Source organism: Thermosipho melanesiensis BI429 (assembly GCF_000016905.1).
GTDB lineage: Bacteria > Thermotogota > Thermotogae > Thermotogales > Fervidobacteriaceae > Thermosipho > Thermosipho melanesiensis.
In genome coordinates, this window is sequence record NC_009616.1 from 1,235,204 (window position 1) to 1,253,473 (window position 18,270).

Sequence of the window (18,270 nt, forward strand, 5' to 3'; positions counted from 1 at the left end):
GGTGAATATAAATGAAAAATAATACAATTTCAAAAAAGGAATTCTTTTCACCAATAAGTGCTTGGAAATTTCTCTTAAAAAAACCAGTTACTATAAAAGTTCCGTATGTGAAAAGAGAAGCTGCCGAAAGATACAGGGGCTTTCACATAAATGATTGGAATGAATGTATAGGGTGTGGAACATGTTCTAAAATTTGTCCAACTGATGCAATAAAAATGGTTGAAATTGAAGATTTGCCACAACAATATGGAGAAAAACCCCAAAGACCTGTTATTGATTATGGAAGATGCTCATTTTGTGCAATGTGTGTTGATATATGTACAACTGGTTCACTGAAAATGACTAGGGAATATGTACATATTTCGCCAAATCCAGAAGATTTTATCTTTGCCCCTACTGAAGGGGGAATTCACGGGGTAAAAGATGTTCCAGTAGGTTGGACTAGAGATGATGATTCTGATCTTTTAGAACTAGAACGTGTTGAAATGGGAATGATAGAAGGGGAAGAAAGGTCAAAATCGTTTATAGAATATGTAAAGGGATACAGTAAAGAACAGGCAATGCACGAAGCTTCAAGATGTGTTGAGTGCGGAATATGTACTGATAGATGTCCTCAGCATATGCAAATTCCAGAATATATAAAAGCTATTTGGAAAGATGATTTAAAAGATGCATTAAGGTGGCTTTTAAAGGGTGATGAAAGTAATAATATGGTTGGTGCCAACCCATTTTCAGCGGTATGTGGAAGGGTTTGTACTCATAAATGTGAGGAAGCGTGTTCACTAGGAAATCGTGGAGAGGCAATAGCTATTAGATGGTTGAAAAGATATATTGTGGACAATGTACCTGATTATGAAAAAGTTCTTGAGGTAAATACTGTGAAAAAAGATAAAAAAGTTGCCATTGTTGGTTCAGGGCCTGCAGGTCTTTCTGCGGCGTACTTTTTGGCAACCCTGGGATATGAAGTTGAAGTGTTTGAGTCATTATCGAAACCCGGTGGGGTTATGAGGTATGGAATACCGTCCTATAGGTTGCCAGATGAGGCTTTAGATAAAGATATTGCATTTATTCAAGCATTAGGTGTAAAAATCCATGTAGGTGTTTCTGTGGGTAAAGATATTTCTCTTGAAAAATTGAGGGAAAAATACGATGCCGTATTTGTTTCCACAGGATTTACCCTTGGACGTTCTACAAAAGTTCCTGGAACAGAACATGAAGATGTGATTCAAGCTCTTCCACTTTTGAGAGAAATAAGAGATTATCTAAGAGGAGAAGGACCAAAGCCGAAGATACCAAGAAGTTTGGTAGTTATTGGTGGAGGTAACGTTGCAATGGATGTGGCACGTTCAATGGCAAGACTTCAAAAGATGGAATATGGCAAAGTCGATGTGAAGATAACATCTCTTGAAAGAACATATGAAGAAATGCCAGCAGATATGGAAGAAATAGAAGAGGGGTCAGAAGAAGGAGTGGCATTTTATCCTGGATGGGGGCCGATGAAAATAGTAATTGAAAATGATAAGGTTAAAGGTGTAGAGTTGAAGAAATGTTTGGAAGTGTTTGATGAAAATGGAAGATTTAATCCAAGGTTCGATGAAAGCAATAAAATGGTTTTAGATGCGGATATGGTAGTAGAGGCAATTGGGCAAGCCCCAGATTATGATTATTTACCTGAAGAAGTTAAATCTAAGATTGAATTTGTAAGAGGAAGGTTGCTAACAAACGAATATAGACAAACGTCTGTTGAATGGTTATTTGCAGGTGGAGATATTGTGCATGGGCCAGATATAATTCATGCAGTAGCTGATGGATACTGGGCCGCAAGAGGTATTGATAAGTTTTTAAGTAAAGGGGGGAAATAGTATGTCTATAGAAGATATTTTAAAGGTTGCGGAAAATTTTGAAATAGAGGGATTCAGATTTTATGGAGAAAAAAAAGAAGAAATAAGAAGTAAGTTGGCAAAAGAGGTGCTTGATTTTTTGCAAGAAATGGAAAAGGAGCATACAGAATATATAAGGAATTTAAGAAAGGCTATGGAGAATAATGAAAAAATACCGGTTGCAGATGTTGATAGAACAAAGAATTTTTTCGAGGAAAGATTAAAAGGCCAAGCAATTGAAGAGACACCTTCAGAAGATGATTTGAAAGATTTATCCATTTTACGAATGGCACTTTTGATTGAAAAAGATTTTGTAAATTATTATGATAAAGCATCAAAAAAAGCAGAAGAAATAGGAAATTTAGAGTTAAAAGAAATACTTGAAAATTTAAGATCCTGGGAAGAGTCTCATGTAAAACTTGTTGAAGAATTAATTCAAAGAATTTATGATAAAAATAGGTTAGATTTGGGATTTTATCCCTTTTAAACCTGGCTTTAAGCCAGGTTTTTTTTGTAATCAATATCTTTGATAATTCTTTTAGTAGTAGATGGTATTTTTTTCAGCAGTTCAGGATGCTTTTTTATTAATTGACTGACACCTTTATCTCCATGCAATTTTAAAATTTCCTCAAATAACTCTTTGTGTATTAAAGTGGGAAATCCTTTTTTTTCAAAAAAAAATGGAGCAATTATTTTGTTTTTATTATCTGTGTATTCTAAGATTTTTAAAACGTCTTTTTTTAAAATAAAAGGCATGTCTGCAAGAAAAACTGCCACATAATCAGGAATTACATTTAAACTGAGAATATATTTTATTGCTGCTTTTAATGATGATGAAATCCCCTCTTTATAGTTTTTATTTTTGATTATTATTACATTTTCAGGTATTTTGAAGTTGTTTTTAATATTTTCCCAATTATCATTGACTACCATTATGTTTTGTGTAAAATTTAGAGATAAAACCAGATCCAAAACTACTTGTAACATATTTTTTCCTTTTATATTATGAAGGAATTTTATGCCTTTATACCTTTTTCCTTCGCCAGCGGCCAAAATTATCGAATATATTTTTTTTCTAGTTCTAGGAGAAATTTTTTCCATTTTATACCTCCCGAGAATCCCCCAATATCGTTTTTTCCTACTACTCTGTGACACGGTATGTAAATTGGTAAAAGGTTTGCTTTCATTGCAAATCCAATGATTCTTGGATTTAAATTTAAGACCTTTGCAACTTCACCATAAGTCATAGTCTCCCCATATGGAATTTTTCTTACATAATTCCATATTTTTAAAAATACAGGTCCTCCTTTTAATTCAACTTCAAAATCGAAAAATTTTCTTTTTCCCTTTAAATATTCTATAATTTGCTTTGTGAAATTGTTTTCTGTTAATTCCTCGTAGGATTTTTCATTACTAAATGATATTTTTTTCAGTTTGTTGCTTTCAACGTTTAAAAGGATAGTACCTATGTCAACTATTATTTTGTATGTTATAGTTTCACACCCTTTCTTTTGAAGGATGAGATTAAAATTCTTGTTATTTATGAGTTATAATTATTTTGTTTTTTATAAATTATATCAAAAATTAAACCCAGAATCGTTAACTTTTTCAAATTTCTTTAAAATGTTATATAATGAAAATGAGGTGATAGATATGATATTAATTCCTAGGCCAAAAAAGTTTGAAATAAAAGATGATGTTTTTGAATTCAAATCTGGAGAGTATATTTTTTTATCAACAAAGAACTTATTTAAAAGTGCAGAGAAGGTAAAAAGGGTGTTAAAAGATTTTGGCGTTGAACTTTTTATTTCATACTATAAAGGAAGTAAAACTTCTATATATGTTGAGGTAGAAAGGGGAAAAATAAAGGAAAAATCAGGGTATAAATTAATAGTTTCTTCAGATGGCGTAAAGGTATATGGTAATAATAATCTTGGAGTTCATTATGGACTTATGACTCTTGTTCAGATAATAAGGAACTATGGTAATACAATTCCTTTTATGGAAATACATGATTGGCCGGATATAGAAAATAGAGGAGTATTGATTGATATAAGCAGAGATAAGGTGCCTAAATTAGAAACATTATATTATATTGTTGATCTTTTGTCGGAATTAAAATATAATCAATTCCAGCTATATACCGAGCATACATTTGCATATCGTGAACATGAGAAAGTTTGGAGAGATTATTCACCATTTACTAGTGAAGATATTATTAAACTTGATAAATATTGTAAGGAAAGATTCATTGAACTTGTTCCTAATCAAGCTTCATTTGGTCATATGGAAAAATGGTTAAGCCATAATGAATATAGTTATTTAGCTGAAACGTTTGAATTTAATACTTCATGTGGGGAACATTATAGTCATCCTTTTACATTGTCACCTGCCGTTAGTGATTCAATTGAGTTTTTAGATTCTTTGTATAGGGAATTACTTCCGCATTTTTCGAGTAAACATTTTAATGTGAATGCAGATGAAACGTTTGATTTATGTCAAGGTAAATCAAAACCATTATGTGAGAAACACGGTAAAGGAAAGGTTTATCTGAGTTTTGTTTTAAAGATATATAATTTGGTAAAAAAATATGGAAAAAAAATGATGGTGTGGGCGGATATATTAAAAAATTATCCAGAATTATTTAATGATTTACCTAAAGATGTTGTGTATTTAATTTGGGGATATGAAAAAGATCATAATTTTGATGCTGAGTGTGAGTTATTTAGAGGATTTGAATTTTATGTATGTCCAGGTACTTCGAGTTGGAATTCTTTTTTAGGAAGACTGGAAAATGCGCTTTTAAACATAAAAAATGCAACAGAAAGTGGATTGAAATATGGTGCTAAAGGAATTTTAGTTACGGATTGGGGGGATAATGGTCATTGGCAACATTTACCTATTTCTTTTCCCGGATTTTTTTATACTTCAGCTGTTTCATGGGGTTTTGATAAGAATCAAGATATAGATCTAAAAGAAGCTTTGTCTTTATATTTTGGAGAACAAGTTTCTGAAATATTATTGGAAGTTGGTAATGCTTATAAATTACTTGAGTTTGAAGTTCCAAATTCTTCTATTTTTGCATTGGTTTTCATAAAGCCTGAATTTATAAATAAAAAGTTTATTTCTAAGTTAAAGATAGAAGCTCTTGTAAAGACTAAAGATTATTTAGAAGAAAGATTATCAAAGATAAATATCTTGAATGATAATTTAATAAAATATGAATTAAAAAATGCCATTGAATTTTCTATCTTAGCAATTGAAATACTTTTATCAGCAAGAAAATCAAAATTAGATAGCTTAGAAGGTATTTCGCCGGTTGCAAGGGAAGAATTTTCAATAAGATTAGAAAAATTGATTAATGAATTTGAAAAAATTTGGCTTAAGAGAAACAAAATGGGAGGTTTAAGCTATAGCATAGAAAAGTTAAGAAAGATCCAAAATATTTTTAAGGAGTTAAAAAAATGAATGTGAAAATTTTATGTAATGATGAGGCAAAAGATGGTTTTTACGAAGAACATGGTTTATCAATATTGGTAAACGATGAGATACTTTTTGATACAGGTGCAAGTGATGTTTTTATAAAAAATGCAAAAAAGATGAAAGTGGATCTTAGAGGTATTAAAAAAATAGTCGTTTCCCATGGTCATTATGACCATGTAGGTGGTTTAAAGTATTTGATTGGAAAAGTTAATGCGCCAGTGTATATTCACAAAAATGCTGTTATTCCAAAGTACAGTGGTGATCGATTTGTTGGAAGTCCTTTTGAAATAGAAAATCTTAAATTAGAAAAGAAATTTATAAAGGGAAATATAAAAATAGATAATCTTTATGTCATAAATAACGTTCCACTTGAAAAAAATACAATTGATAAAAAGTATAAAATAAATGGGGGACGTGATTTTTTTCATGATGAGATAAATATAGTTATTGATAATATTCTTTTTACAGGGTGTGCTCATAGAGGAATTGAAAATATTTTGAAGGTCGCTTTAAAAACTCATGCTATAAAATATGTAATTGGAGGATTTCACCTTATAAATGCTTCTTTAGAGAGAATAAGAAATATTGTAGAAATTTTTGGAAAAAATAATTTGGTTGTTATTCCTTTACACTGCACAGGTGTCAAAGCAATATCCATAATGAAAAGTATCCTTAAAGAAAATTGCATAATTTTAAAGGCAGGTGATGAGTGGGATTTGTTATGAGTAAGAAAGGAGCTGGAAAATATAGAAAAAAATTTATCGAACCATTTGTATTGTTAATTATAGCGGAAAATCCGATGCATGGTTATGAAATTGCCAATAAGCTCTTTGAGTATGGAATTGAACTAACTGGTCTTGGGCAAATGGGGAATATTTATAGGATTCTTTCAAAATTGGAAAGTGAAGGATTTGTAATTTCTAAATGGGATAATTCATCTCAAGGACCATCAAAGAAAATTTATTATATAACTAAAAAAGGAATTGAACAATTGCTGGTTAGTAAAGATGAATTTATCAATATAATATCTAAATTAGAGACTTTTATTGAAAAAGTTTCCAAGTTTACTGAAAATGTTTATTGACTTTTTCACAAGCAGTTGTATAATTTAAATGTATATATATGTAAATTGTATATAATATTGTGAAAAATATATCATTATGTTACATACATATTACATACTATTGGGGAGGGATTTTTATGAAGAAGTACGATGTAATAATAATTGGTGGAAGTGCGGCAGGGATAGTTGCTGCAACAACGGGAAAGTGTTGTTATAAAGATAAAAGTTTTTTAATGATTAGAAAAGACAGGGATGCTTTAGTTCCGTGTGGGATTCCATATGTGTTTGGAGTATTGGGAACAACTCAGAAAAACATAATTCCTCTCGAAGCAATTACAAAATCTGGAGTTGAATTTTTAAATGACGAGGTAGTAAAGATTGACAGAGAATCTAAAATAGTTGTTACTAAACAAGGGGAACAATTTCAATATGAAAAGCTTATTTTGGCAACAGGTTCAAAACCTTTTGTTCCCAATATAAAAGGTAAAGAACTTAAAAATACGTTTGTTGTTCCTAAAAATAAAGAATATCTTGATAAGATGATTGAAGAGTTAAAGAGTTTGGATAAAATAGTTGTTATTGGTGCAGGTTTTATAGGTGTTGAAGTTTCAGAACAGCTTGCAAAGGTTGGAAAAAATGTAACTATAGTGGAAATATTACCTCATATTTTAGGTAAGGCATTTGATAGTGAAATTGCAAAAATTGCACAAGAAGAATTGGAAAAATTGGGAATAAGGGTATATACAAATACCAAAGTTGTTGAAATAAAAGGCGATGAGAAGGTAAGAGAAGTATTGCTTGACAATGGAGAGCTATTGGAAAGTGATGCTGTTATTTTTGCAACAGGTTATGTTCCAAATACAGAGCTTGCAAAGGAGGCAGGTCTTGAATTGAACAAATATAATGCTATTCGTGTTGATAGTTATATGAGAACAAGTGATCCAGATATTTTTGCTATTGGGGACTGTGCGCAAAAAGTGGATTTTATTACTAGAAAAAGTGTACCAGTAATGCTTGCTTCTACTGCTACTTCCGAGGCAAGAATTGCGGCTATGAATTTATATAAACTTTCTACTGTAAGAAGTTTTTTGGGGACAATTGCAATTTTTTCGACCAAAATTGGAAATAGAGTGTTTGCATCTGCAGGTCTGACGGAAGAAGAGGCAAAAAAGAATAATTTTGATATAAAAGTTGGTTATTTTGAAGGAGTGGATAAACATCCTGGTTCGCTCCCAAACACAAATAAGCAAATAGTAAAATTAATAGTTTCTAAAGAATCTGATATAATTATTGGTGGAGAAGTTGTAGGAGGAGATTCAGCAGGGGAATTGATAAATGTTATTGGTATGGAAATACAAAATTCAGTAACAATTACCGAACTTTTCATTTCACAGATAGGTACTCATCCGCTTTTAACGTCAGCTCCTACGGCTTATCCATTAATAAAAGCTGCGGAAAAGGTATTTATGTCAAAATAGGAAGTTAATTTTTTCAATTAATTAAAAGTAAAACAATCGTTTTGTTTTAGTTCATCCCCAGTTGGGGATGAACTTTTTAATAGGTTAGCCTTAATATGGATTGTAAAAAGTTTTTTGTCAATAAGAGATGCATTATTGAATTCATAAGATTTGTTGTAACATATATTTAACTAAAATTACTACGAATATGATATAATCTAATTAGTGCAACCTAATTTGGAGGTGAGTTTTATGGGGTGCAAGGATTTGTAAAAGATTTTATAGTAACTATTAGGGCTATCAGAAAAGACAAAGAAGAACTTATGAAAAAAGATCCTTCCATTGAAAGAACATACCAGATATTCTTTCACACGGGTTTTCAACTTTTGATTTTGTACAGACTTTCCCACCTGTTTTATAGATATGAATTAAGATTTCTCTCATTTTTAATTCATTATATTTCAAAAATTTTGTATTCAGCGGATATTAGTCCAGCTGCAGTTATTGATCCAGGTGTTGTTATTGATCATGCAATTGGAGTTGTTATTGGTTCAACAACAACTGTGGGTAGTGGTACTTTGATTTATCATAATGTTACCCTTGGTGCAAGAAACATTCAAAAGGGGAAAAGACATCCTGATATTGGAAAAAATGTGTTAATAGGTTCTGGAGCGAAAATTTTAGGCCCTGTAAGAATTGGTGATAATGCTAGAATAGGTGCAAATTCAGTAGTTTTAGATGATGTTCCAAATGGTGCAACATTTGTTGGGATACCTGCAAGGCAGGTTTTTGAAAATTTAGAAAAAATAGAATGGATTATATAAAGGGGTGAAGATATGATAGGCAATACTCCAATGGTTTATATAGATGAATTGAGAATATTTGCAAAATTAGAAAAAAATAATCCAGGAGGTAGTGTAAAAGATAGAGCAGCATTTTTTATGCTAAAAGGTGCAATTAAAGATGGTATAAAGACGCGTAAAATAGTTGAACCTACAAGTGGTAATACTGGTATAGCGTTAGCTTGGATAGGTAGAAAACTAGGTTTTGATGTTATTCTTACCATGCCAGATACTATGACAAAAGAGAGAATAGACATAATGAGATCTTTTGGTGCAGATGTGGTATTAACTCCTGGAGATAAGGGTATGAAAGGTGCAATTGAAAAAGCAAAAGAAATAGTTAATGAAAAAAATGCGTTTATGCCGAATCAATTTTCAAATAAGTACAATATTTTGGCACATAAATTAACTACTGGTCCGGAGGTTTTGGAGCAGATGAGATTTGATGTAGATGTCTTTGTTGCAGGTGTGGGAACAGGTGGAACTATCACTGGAGTGGGAAATGTTTTAAAAAGTATTTTAGGTGAAAGAGTAAAGATAGTTGCAGTTGAACCGGAAAATTCGCCTGTGTTATCTGGTGGAAATCCAGGTAAGCATAAAATTCAGGGAATTGGTGCAGGATTTATACCGAAGATTTTAGATTTGGATGTTATAGATGAAATTGTAAAGGTATCCGATGAGGAAGTTTTAAAAATGTTTGTGTATTTAAATAGGAAGTTAGGTTTAAATGTTGGAATTTCATCTGCAGCCAATGCATTAGTTGCAGCAAGATTTGCAAATTTTGGTAAGGTGGTAACTATCTTTCCTGATGATGTTAGTAAGTATATTTCAGTTTTAAATGTTTTGAATTAACTGATTTGTAACTTTTATAGTATTGACTGTTTGTTTTTTTACGTGATATACTTAAAGTGTACCCTTTAATTTGGTCCAGAGAGGCCAAAAAGGAGTGAAAGATATGAGTTATACATTTGGTTTATGTGTATTAAAAAATATGAATATTAATAAAGCTCCTACCTTTTTCATGGTAGGAGCTTTTTGCTTTTAAGGGGGTGTGAATTTTGATTGCTGTTATTGCGGGGAGCAAGAGTGATTCTCCTGTGGTTGATAAGGTAGTGTCCGTTTTAGAAAATTTTGGAGTGAGCTATAGGATAAAGTATTTATCTGCTCACAGAACACCTAAACTTTTAGAGGAGTTTATTGACGAGTGTGAAAAAGGTGGGGTAAAGGTTTATATTGCAGTTGCAGGTGGTGCGGCCCATTTACCAGGAGTTGTTGCTTCAAAAACCGTAAAGCCTGTTATAGGTGTTCCAGTAAAGTCCGAAGATTTAGGGGGGTTAGATTCTTTACTTTCAATTGTTCAAATGCCCAATGATATACCAGTGGCAACAGTGGGGATTAACAGGGGGAAAAATGCGGCAATTTTAGCTATTGAAATGCTAGCTTTGGATAACAAAGAACTTTCAAAAAAGTTAAAAGAATTCCGCTCAAAGCTTGTGGGGAAGTATCTTTAAGGGGGAAGAGTATATGGAGGGAAAAACAAAAATTGTAGACAGATTTGATGATTATGTTATTTTAAATTTTAAAGATGATATTACAGCTGGTGATGGGGAGAAGCATAATGTATTATCTGGAAAAGGTGAAATATGTGCTGAGATTACGGCTATAACTATGAAATATTTAAACTCAAGGGGGATATATACACAATTTTTAGATTTTGAAAGACCTAACAAAATAAAGGCGGTTTCTTTAGAAATGTTTCCGTTGGAAGTGGTTGTTAGGTTAAAAAAAGCAGGTTCGTTTATTAGAAGATATGGTGGCGAAGAAGGAGAAGAATTTAAAGAACCACTTGTTGAGTTTTTCATAAAGGATGATGAAAAACATGATCCAATGGTTTGTAAGAATCATTTAGTGCTTTTTGGAATTTGTTCAGAAAAACAAGTAGATGAAATGATTGACGCTGCAAAGAAAACAGCGTCAGAATTAAAGAAATTTTTTGGGAACTTAGGATTTGATTTATGGGATATGAAATTTGAGTACGGTGTTGACAAAGATGGTAAAATTTGTTTGGGAGATGAGATTTCTCCAGATACATTAAGGCTTAGAAAGACAGCAGAAATATTTGATAAGGATGTTTATAGAAAAGATTTGGGGGATCCTCTTGAAAAATATAGGGAGGTTTTAGAAGCATGCAGAAGTTTAAATTTGTTGTAGATATTCAATACAAAAGTAACGTAAGGGATCCAAGAGGAGAGACTATAGCAAGGGTACTAAGGGAAGAAAATGATATTCCAGTGGAAAGTATTAGAATAGGGAAGTCTATTCATGGTGAAATATTGGCAAATGATAAAGCTGAAGCAGAAAGAAAGGTTGTTGAAGCATGTGAAAAGTTGTTGGTAAATCCCGTTACAGAAGAATATGAGGTGAAGATAGAATGAGAGCAGGGGTGATTGTTTATCCTGGTTCAAATTGTGACAGAGATGCATATTATGCGCTGGAATTGGCAGGATTTAAAACATATTATATAACAACAAGGGATAATTTAGATTCTTTTGATTTGATAATATTACCTGGTGGTTTTTCTTATGGAGATTACTTAAGACCAGGTGCGGTGTCTGCTAGAGAATCACTTGCTGTCAAAGAATTTGCAGAAAATGGTGGAATGGTAATAGGGATTTGTAATGGTTTTCAGATATTGGTTGAAATGGGATTGTTATCTGGTGCTCTTTTACAAAACGATTCTGGAAAGTTTATTTGTAAGTTTGTTGAACTTGAGATAGTGGATAATACAACTCCTTTTACTATGTTATACAAAAAAGGTGAAAAAATAAGGCTTCCTGTAGCACATGGATTTGGTAGATATGTATCTGTTGGTAATCCAAATGTGGTTTTTAAGTACAAAGAAAATATTAACGGGTCCGATGATTTTATTGCAGGTATATACAATGGAAATGTTTTAGGAATGATGCCTCATCCTGAAAGAGCAGTAGATGAGTTTTTGGGAAGTGTTGACGGATTAAAACTTTTTAAGTCAGTTTTTGAGTATATTAGAGGTGGTAATAGATGAAATATTTAAATATTTTAGAAGAGAAACTTGAAAGAAAGGCAACTTTTACCGAAAAGGAAGCTTTCACAGTGATGTGGAGTGAGCATTGTGGTTATTCACATACAAAAAGGTATATAAAACAATTGCCGCTAATTAGTCTGGAATCTGGAAATGCAGGGCTTGTTTCCCTTAATGAAGACTATGCACTTGCTTTTAAAATTGAGAGTCATAATCATCCAAGTGCAATTGAACCATATAATGGTGCTGCAACTGGAGTGGGGGGAATAATAAGGGATGTACTTGCAATGGGAGCAAGACCTACGGCAATTTTGGATTCGTTACATATGCATAAGATTATTGATGGAATAATTGAAGGTATTGCTGATTATGGAAACTCAATTGGAGTACCTACTGTAGGTGGAGAACTTAGGATAAGTGATGCGTATAGATACAATCCATTGGTTAATGTTATGGCAGCAGGTATTGTAAAACATAAAGATATTATCCCATCTAAGGCAATGTCAAAAGGTCAGGTTATTATTGTATTTGGTGGTGCAACTGGAAGAGATGGGATTCATGGTGCATCTTTTGCTTCTGAGGATTTAACTGGGGAAAAGGCAAATAAGCTATCTATTCAAGTAGGTGATCCATTTGCTGAAAAAATGCTTATTGAGGCATTTTTAAGAATGGTTGAAGAAGGTTTAGTTGAGGGTGCCCAAGATTTGGGTGCAGGTGGTGTTTTGTCTGCAACATCTGAATTAGTAGCAAAAGGTGGATTTGGTGCGGTTATACATTTGGAAAGACTTCCTTTAAGAGAGCCAGATATGAATCCTGTTGAGATTTTGATTAGTGAAAGTCAGGAAAGAATGGCCGTGATAACATCGCCTGAAAAGGCAGAAAGAGTATTAAATATAGTAAAAGACCATTTGTTGTACGGTGCTATTTTAGGTGAAGTAACAGATGATGGAATTTATCATGCAATGTATAAAGGTGAAACAATACTAAAAATTCCAGCGCAATTGTTATCAAATGCGCCAGAAGAAGAGATTTATGATTTTTTTAGTGAATCTTTGCCAAAAAATGTTTCGATAACTTTTAGTGATGTGGATGCATCGCAGGTGTATACCCAATACGATCACATGGTAGGAACTGATACAGTTCTTTTACCAGGTTATGGTCCTGCTGTAATGAGGATAAAGGGAACGGATATATTTTATTCACTCCTTACTCATAGTAGAGCTGATATTGGTGATAAAAGTCCATATTGGGGTTCATTTATTGCTGTTTTAGAAAGTGTTAGAAAGACTTTGTCAGTAGGTGGAGAACCTTTTGGGATTACCGACTGTATAAATTATGGAGATCCTGATGTTGAACCGATGGGGCTTTCGGCTATGATGAAAGGGTTGAAAGATGCTTGTGAATTTTCAAATGTTGGTGTTGCAAGTGGAAATGCTTCACTCTATAATACCAATAAAGGTATACCTATCCCTCCAACTATGGTTATTGGAATGGTTGGTAAGGTAAAAAAAGTTGTAAAACCTAAAAAGGGAGATATATATTTAATTGGATGGGAAGATTTTTCCTTGGAAAGAGAGAAGATTTTGTGGGGTGAAATTAGAAAACAAGTATCTAAGGGTAATTTTGTTATTTCTTCGACTAGATATGATAAATTGACTTATTTAAAAAATTTGAACTTAAAACTTCCTCCGTTAAAACATTCTCCTATTCACCAGCTCGTTGTGGTTATAGGAAATAATGTAAGAAGTGACCTTCCTATTAGAAAGATTTAGTCCCCCAGTTTTGGGGGATATTATTTTAAATAGAGTAATTAAGTCCAAATATTTAATTTGTACTTTAATATGCTTTTTTTTAGTAAAGTATAATAATTAATCGTCAATTTTTATATAACTATGTTTGTTGTTATAATCTTCTCTGTAGAGGGGGAGATATGATGGCAACTAAAGAATATTTTAAAATTGAGGAAATTTCTAAAACCAATCCTATCTTTTCACCCATGCGGATGACGGTGGAAACTGCCTTTTACAGAAATAACGTAGAGCTTGTTACATCTCCAAAAGAGGCATATAAACTTGCCGAAAGTTCACCTGGAACAATTGTTACAAGTTGGGAAGTTTATAAACCTGAAATGTTAGGACTTGATAAAGAAACAAGAATTTTACTTTTTAATGATGGTGCAGTTACAGGGAGGTATGCGGCGGGAAGAAGAATTTTGGGAACAGCTGATGATAAGAAATATCTTGAGATTGTTAGGGAGGCTGTGTATAGGACAAGGTATAGAAAGATGTACCATGGTATTTCTTTTTCTGGCCTTTCAAAAGAGTTTATGGTAAAAAATCATATTTTGATTCCTGAGGGTCATGAAAACTTGTTGTACAATTGGATTTTGAATTTTCAATATCCATCTCCAGAGTACGAAAAGATGTACAGTGAATCGAAAGAATATAGTGAAGGAGATATATATGTGTTTGTTGATCCAGATTGGACACATCCAGATTATCCATTAGGTCTTGCAATTTTTGATCCAGAGCATAATTGTGCAGCTATTCTTGGGATGAGATATTTTGGAGAGTTAAAAAAAGGAACTTTGACACTTGCTTGGAGCATTGCAAATAGAAATAATTTTGTTTCTTGTCACGGAGGATTAAAGAGGTTAAAAAATAGTAAAGTAGACTTTGTGGCTGCATTTTTCGGATTGTCTGGTTCTGGAAAGTCAACTTTAACCCATGCAAAGCATTCAGATTATGAAGTTACCGTTTTACATGATGATGCGTTTATAATATCTACCGAAGATTTGTCATCTGTGGCTCTAGAACCTTCATATTTTGATAAAACAGCGGATTACCCATCTATCTTTGATGATAATAAATATTTGTTAACTATACAAAACTGTGGTGCAACAAAAGATGAAAATGGTAATATTGTTCCAGTTATGGAGGATTTAAGAAACGGTAATGGAAGAGCTATAAAGTCAAAATTGTGGTCTCCAAATAGAGTTGATCGAATTAAAAGCCCAATTGATGCCATATTTTGGTTGATGAAAGATCCAATTTTACCACCAATTGTGAAGGTTGAGTCTCCGAGCGTTGCCTCATCTATGGGAGCACTTTTAACGACAAAAAGAACATCTGCAGAGAAACTTGATAGTAGTGTTGATCCAAGTGCTTTGGTTTTTGAACCATATGCTAATCCGTTTAGAACGTATCTATTAAGCGAGGATTATTATAAGTTCAAGTTGTTATTTGAAAAAGGTGTAGCATGTTATATTTTAAATACGGGGTATTTTTTGGATAAAAAAGTTCCAAAACGGCTTACAATAAAGCTTGTTGAAAAGGTAGTCGAAGATAAAATAAATTGGATTAAATGGTTCGATGGTTTTTATTATGCAGATTTAGATGATTTTGTTCCTGACATGCAAGATAAAACATATCTTCTTTCTTTGAAACAATCATTTTTAAAGAGAAAGGATTTTGTTTTATCAAAGGTAGGAACAAGGGATGAATTGCCGAAGGAAGTTTTAACGGCAATAGATGGTATTATAGGGCTGCTTTAGGCAGCCCTTTTTTGTGATATAATCTTTTTTGGAGGTGATATTATGAAAAAGAAAATTATTTTTTTGTTTTTATTTCTTGTTTCTGTAGCTTTTTCAAGTGGGGTTATGATATTTAAAGTGGATAAAGTATTGCCAGATGATTTGTTTGAAGTTATTGGAACAAAAAGTAATACTATATATTACTTTAAACTATTTGATGATGGTGTGCAAAAGGGATATGTGATTAAGGGATGGTATTTTACACCTAACAATTTCATAGGAAAAACCAACGTAAAAATAATAAGTAGTTTAAGTAGCTTTTTAGTGGAGATTGGTAACGAAAGAAAGGGAAATTATTCTGTTATTCCAACATTTATGTTAATTTGCCCATCTGATTCAAAAGTTGTATTGGATAAATACGAAATTGATCAAAAAATGCTAAAAGCGGAGATAGGTGATATTGTTATGCCGAGATTTAATGAAATGGGTATCTATACAGGTATATTTGAAAAAAAGTTTATCCAAAAAGATATTTTCTCTCAAGATGATGAAATATATGTTGTTATTTCTATGGGGTTGCGCAAGACAGGAGGTTATTCATTGGAGCTAGAAAGTTACGAAATAAAAGAAAATGAAATTATAATTAATTTGAATTTAAAAAGTCCTGGAAAAGGTGATATGGTAACCCAAGCTTTTACAATTCCATCATATAATCTAAAATTGGGTAAATTGAAAAGGGGAAAATATACTATAAAGGTTTTTGTGAGGAAAGGAGAAAACATAGAAAGGTTTTTAAAAAACATTGAGGTAAAATAGGAGGTGTAATTATTATAGAAATCTCAGAAAGGATAAGGAGCGCTATAGACAAAAATAATCCCGTTGTTGCATTGGAAAGTACAGTTATTGCACATGGACTTCCCTATCCGGAAAATTTAGAGGTTTTTAGTAGATTAGAAGAGATTGTATATAGTAATGGGTGTATTCCTGCAACTGTTGGAGTTTTAAAGGGAAAGGTTAAAGTTGGATTATCGAAAGAAGAAGTTATTGAACTTGTGGAAGATGATCCAATAAAAGTTGGTACAAGAGAACTTCCATATGCAGTTGCTCTGAAAAAATCTGCGGCTACCACTGTTAGTTCAACTGCAAGAATAGCAAATTTAGCTGGTATCGAAGTATTTGCAACTGGTGGAATAGGAGGAGTACATAGAGGTCCCTGGGATGTTTCACAAGACATACTGGAATTGGCTGAAACAAGTATAATAGTTGTTTCTGCAGGGGGTAAATCAATTTTAGATGTAAAGAAAACATTGGAATTTTTGGAGACGTTTCAGATTTTAACAGTGGGGTATAAAACAGAATATTTTCCAATGTTTTACAATGGGTTATCGAAAGAAAAGATTTATAGGGTAGATAGTGAAGAAAAGATTGCAGATATATTTGTACAAAAGAGAAAATTGGGAATAAAAAGTGCTATTTTGGTTGCAAATCCAATACCAAAAGAATTTGAAATAAGCGGTGAAGAAGTGGAAAAATATTTAGAGATCATTGAAAAGGAGATGGAAGGTGTAAAGGGAAAAGAAGTGACCCCTTATCTGTTGAAAAGACTGGTTGAATTATCAAATGGAAGGACTTTGAAATCGAATATAAAGCTTCTTGAAAATAATGTTGAACTTGCTTGTAAAATAGCGCAAAGTTTAAAAAAATAAAATATTTTAAAGTTAAGAGTTATTAAGTGTTGTTTTCCAAGATTTTATAACTATGACCTTAAAGTTTTTTTCTGTTATATTAAAGAAGGGGTGGAATTGTGAGAATTTTAGTAATTTCTGATACACACGGTTCATTGAAAAATTGGGAGAAGATTAAAAATATAGTAGATAGTGTAGATGAAGTTTTTCATTTAGGAGATATTTTATACCATGGTCCTAGAAATCCATTACCGGATGGTTATGATCCAAAGAATTTGGCAGAGGAATTGAAGAAGACAAATGTAAATTACGTAAGGGGCAATTGTGACGCAGATGTAGATTTGAAAGTTTTAAATATACAAGAAATGCCAAAGCAGATAATTGAGTATTTTGGAAATTTGCCCGTTTATTTTTTTCATGGAGAAGTTATTGAAGATGATGGATTTGATTTAATAGCTTTTGCCAAAAAACATGATGTAAAAATAGTTTTACATGGACATACACATATTCCAAAAATTGAGGAAATAGAAGGAGTTGTAGTTGCAAATCCGGGAAGTCTTTCACTTCCTAAAAGGGGATTTCCAAAGACATATATGATTATTGATATAGATGATAAAGTTACACTTACAATTTTTGATTTAGAGGGGAAAGAGGTGCTTAAGAAGACCCTATGAATGGGTACAAAACAATATTTGGAATATATGAAGGGAAAAAGAATATAAAAAGGTCACAGTTTATTGCAACATTTTCACACGTTGAAAGTGTAAAAGAAGCAAAAAGTTTTATAAGAGAAATTTCGAAGAAATATAATGATGCAACTCATAATTGTCCTGCCTATAGGGTAATGGAAAATAAACAAATAATTGAGTTTTCTTCTGACAATGGTGAACCATCTGGAACTGCAGGAAGACCTATATTGGGAGCATTGAAGAAATTTGATTTGTTAAATGTTGCAGTAGTTGTTACTAGGTACTTTGGAGGTGTAAAACTTGGCGTTAGAGGACTTATTGATGCTTATTCTAGTATTGTGGAAGAAACATTGAAAGGTATAAAGATTGTAAAACTTATACCAGTAGAGGTGTATAAGTTAAAGGTACCCTATGAAGTGTATGGAAAGGCTATGCAAGAATTACATTATCTAAATTTTGAAATAATTAATACGGAATACAAAGGAAATTTTGCATACATTACAATAAAAGGTAACCAGGAACTTGAGGGGTATGAAATAGTGGAAAAAAAGAAAATTCTTTTTAAGGAGGAATGACCA

Annotated in this window: 20 protein-coding genes; 18 read left to right on the top strand and 2 right to left on the bottom strand. The window is 32.3% G+C overall.

Going from position 1 to position 18,270, the window contains the following annotated elements; all coding sequences use genetic code 11:
- Window positions 1–11: 11 nt before the first annotated feature.
- Together TMEL_RS06310 and TMEL_RS06315 are read left to right on the top strand one after the other, a co-directional pair.
- Window positions 12–1,862 carry an FAD-dependent oxidoreductase gene (locus TMEL_RS06310; protein ID WP_012057435.1) on the top strand — a complete coding sequence of 617 codons (1,851 nt, stop codon included), beginning with the start codon at window positions 12–14 and terminating at the stop codon, window positions 1,860–1,862.
- 1 nt (window position 1,863) lies between these two features.
- Window positions 1,864–2,367 carry a ferritin-like domain-containing protein gene (locus tag TMEL_RS06315; protein WP_012057436.1) on the top strand — a complete coding sequence of 168 codons (504 nt, stop codon included), beginning with the start codon at window positions 1,864–1,866 and terminating at the stop codon, window positions 2,365–2,367.
- Window positions 2,368–2,375: 8 nt separating this feature from the next.
- On the opposite strand, the gene TMEL_RS06320 is transcribed toward TMEL_RS06315, so the two are convergent.
- Window positions 2,376–2,981, bottom strand: a complete 606-nt coding sequence (locus TMEL_RS06320) for a nucleotidyltransferase family protein (RefSeq protein ID WP_012057437.1) — start codon at window positions 2,979–2,981, stop codon at window positions 2,376–2,378.
- Window positions 2,936–3,127 carry a methylated-DNA--[protein]-cysteine S-methyltransferase gene (locus TMEL_RS10540; RefSeq protein ID WP_231109723.1) on the bottom strand — a complete coding sequence of 64 codons (192 nt, stop codon included), beginning with the start codon at window positions 3,125–3,127 and terminating at the stop codon, window positions 2,936–2,938. The genes TMEL_RS06320 and TMEL_RS10540 overlap by 46 nt, the downstream gene beginning before the upstream one ends.
- Before the next feature lie 295 nt (window positions 3,128–3,422).
- Here TMEL_RS10540 and TMEL_RS06330 point away from each other — a divergent pair, with 295 nt between their 5' ends.
- From TMEL_RS06330 to TMEL_RS06405, 16 genes are all read left to right on the top strand, one after another.
- Window positions 3,423–5,348 (top strand): beta-N-acetylhexosaminidase, encoded by a 1,926-nt coding sequence (locus tag TMEL_RS06330; protein ID WP_012057438.1) that lies wholly within the window; start codon window positions 3,423–3,425, stop codon window positions 5,346–5,348.
- Window positions 5,345–6,088, top strand: a complete 744-nt coding sequence (locus TMEL_RS06335; RefSeq protein ID WP_012057439.1) for an MBL fold metallo-hydrolase — start codon at window positions 5,345–5,347, stop codon at window positions 6,086–6,088. The genes TMEL_RS06330 and TMEL_RS06335 overlap by 4 nt, the downstream gene beginning before the upstream one ends.
- Window positions 6,085–6,447: a PadR family transcriptional regulator gene (locus tag TMEL_RS06340; protein WP_012057440.1), complete on the top strand. Its 363-nt coding sequence runs from the start codon at window positions 6,085–6,087 to the stop codon at window positions 6,445–6,447. The genes TMEL_RS06335 and TMEL_RS06340 overlap by 4 nt, the downstream gene beginning before the upstream one ends.
- Window positions 6,448–6,563: 116 nt before the next feature.
- Window positions 6,564–7,904 carry an FAD-dependent oxidoreductase gene (locus TMEL_RS06345; RefSeq protein WP_012057441.1) on the top strand — a complete coding sequence of 447 codons (1,341 nt, stop codon included), beginning with the start codon at window positions 6,564–6,566 and terminating at the stop codon, window positions 7,902–7,904.
- A gap of 236 nt (window positions 7,905–8,140) precedes the next feature.
- Entirely contained in the window at window positions 8,141–8,707 is a 567-nt protein-coding gene (epsC, locus tag TMEL_RS06350; protein WP_012057442.1) for a serine O-acetyltransferase EpsC, read from the top strand.
- A gap of 12 nt (window positions 8,708–8,719) precedes the next feature.
- Window positions 8,720–9,577, top strand: coding sequence for a PLP-dependent cysteine synthase family protein (locus TMEL_RS06355; protein ID WP_012057443.1), 858 nt, complete (start codon window positions 8,720–8,722; stop codon window positions 9,575–9,577).
- A gap of 206 nt (window positions 9,578–9,783) precedes the next feature.
- Window positions 9,784–10,236 carry a 5-(carboxyamino)imidazole ribonucleotide mutase gene (gene purE / locus TMEL_RS06360; RefSeq protein WP_012057444.1) on the top strand — a complete coding sequence of 151 codons (453 nt, stop codon included), beginning with the start codon at window positions 9,784–9,786 and terminating at the stop codon, window positions 10,234–10,236.
- A gap of 13 nt (window positions 10,237–10,249) precedes the next feature.
- Entirely contained in the window at window positions 10,250–10,936 is a 687-nt protein-coding gene (locus TMEL_RS06365; RefSeq protein WP_012057445.1) for a phosphoribosylaminoimidazolesuccinocarboxamide synthase, read from the top strand.
- A complete protein-coding gene (gene purS / locus TMEL_RS06370) occupies window positions 10,912–11,160 on the top strand; it encodes a phosphoribosylformylglycinamidine synthase subunit PurS (protein WP_012057446.1) in 249 nt (82 codons plus the stop codon). Before TMEL_RS06365 ends, purS begins: the two co-directional genes overlap by 25 nt.
- Window positions 11,157–11,789: a phosphoribosylformylglycinamidine synthase subunit PurQ gene (purQ, locus tag TMEL_RS06375; RefSeq protein ID WP_012057447.1), complete on the top strand. Its 633-nt coding sequence runs from the start codon at window positions 11,157–11,159 to the stop codon at window positions 11,787–11,789. Before purS ends, purQ begins: the two co-directional genes overlap by 4 nt.
- Window positions 11,786–13,558, top strand: coding sequence for a phosphoribosylformylglycinamidine synthase subunit PurL (gene purL / locus TMEL_RS06380; RefSeq protein ID WP_012057448.1), 1,773 nt, complete (start codon window positions 11,786–11,788; stop codon window positions 13,556–13,558). The genes purQ and purL overlap by 4 nt, the downstream gene beginning before the upstream one ends.
- 161 nt (window positions 13,559–13,719) lie before the next feature.
- Complete coding sequence (locus tag TMEL_RS06385) at window positions 13,720–15,339, top strand: phosphoenolpyruvate carboxykinase (ATP) (protein ID WP_041426050.1); 1,620 nt, start codon at window positions 13,720–13,722, stop codon at window positions 15,337–15,339.
- A gap of 42 nt (window positions 15,340–15,381) precedes the next feature.
- Window positions 15,382–16,134, top strand: a complete 753-nt coding sequence (locus tag TMEL_RS06390; RefSeq protein ID WP_012057450.1) for a protease complex subunit PrcB family protein — start codon at window positions 15,382–15,384, stop codon at window positions 16,132–16,134.
- A gap of 14 nt (window positions 16,135–16,148) precedes the next feature.
- Entirely contained in the window at window positions 16,149–17,024 is an 876-nt protein-coding gene (locus TMEL_RS06395; protein WP_049750435.1) for a pseudouridine-5'-phosphate glycosidase, read from the top strand.
- 98 nt (window positions 17,025–17,122) lie between these two features.
- Window positions 17,123–17,677: a phosphodiesterase gene (gene yfcE, locus TMEL_RS06400; protein ID WP_012057452.1), complete on the top strand. Its 555-nt coding sequence runs from the start codon at window positions 17,123–17,125 to the stop codon at window positions 17,675–17,677.
- Window positions 17,674–18,267, top strand: coding sequence for an IMPACT family protein (locus TMEL_RS06405; RefSeq protein ID WP_012057453.1), 594 nt, complete (start codon window positions 17,674–17,676; stop codon window positions 18,265–18,267). The genes yfcE and TMEL_RS06405 overlap by 4 nt, the downstream gene beginning before the upstream one ends.
- The last annotated feature ends 3 nt before the right edge of the window (window positions 18,268–18,270 follow it).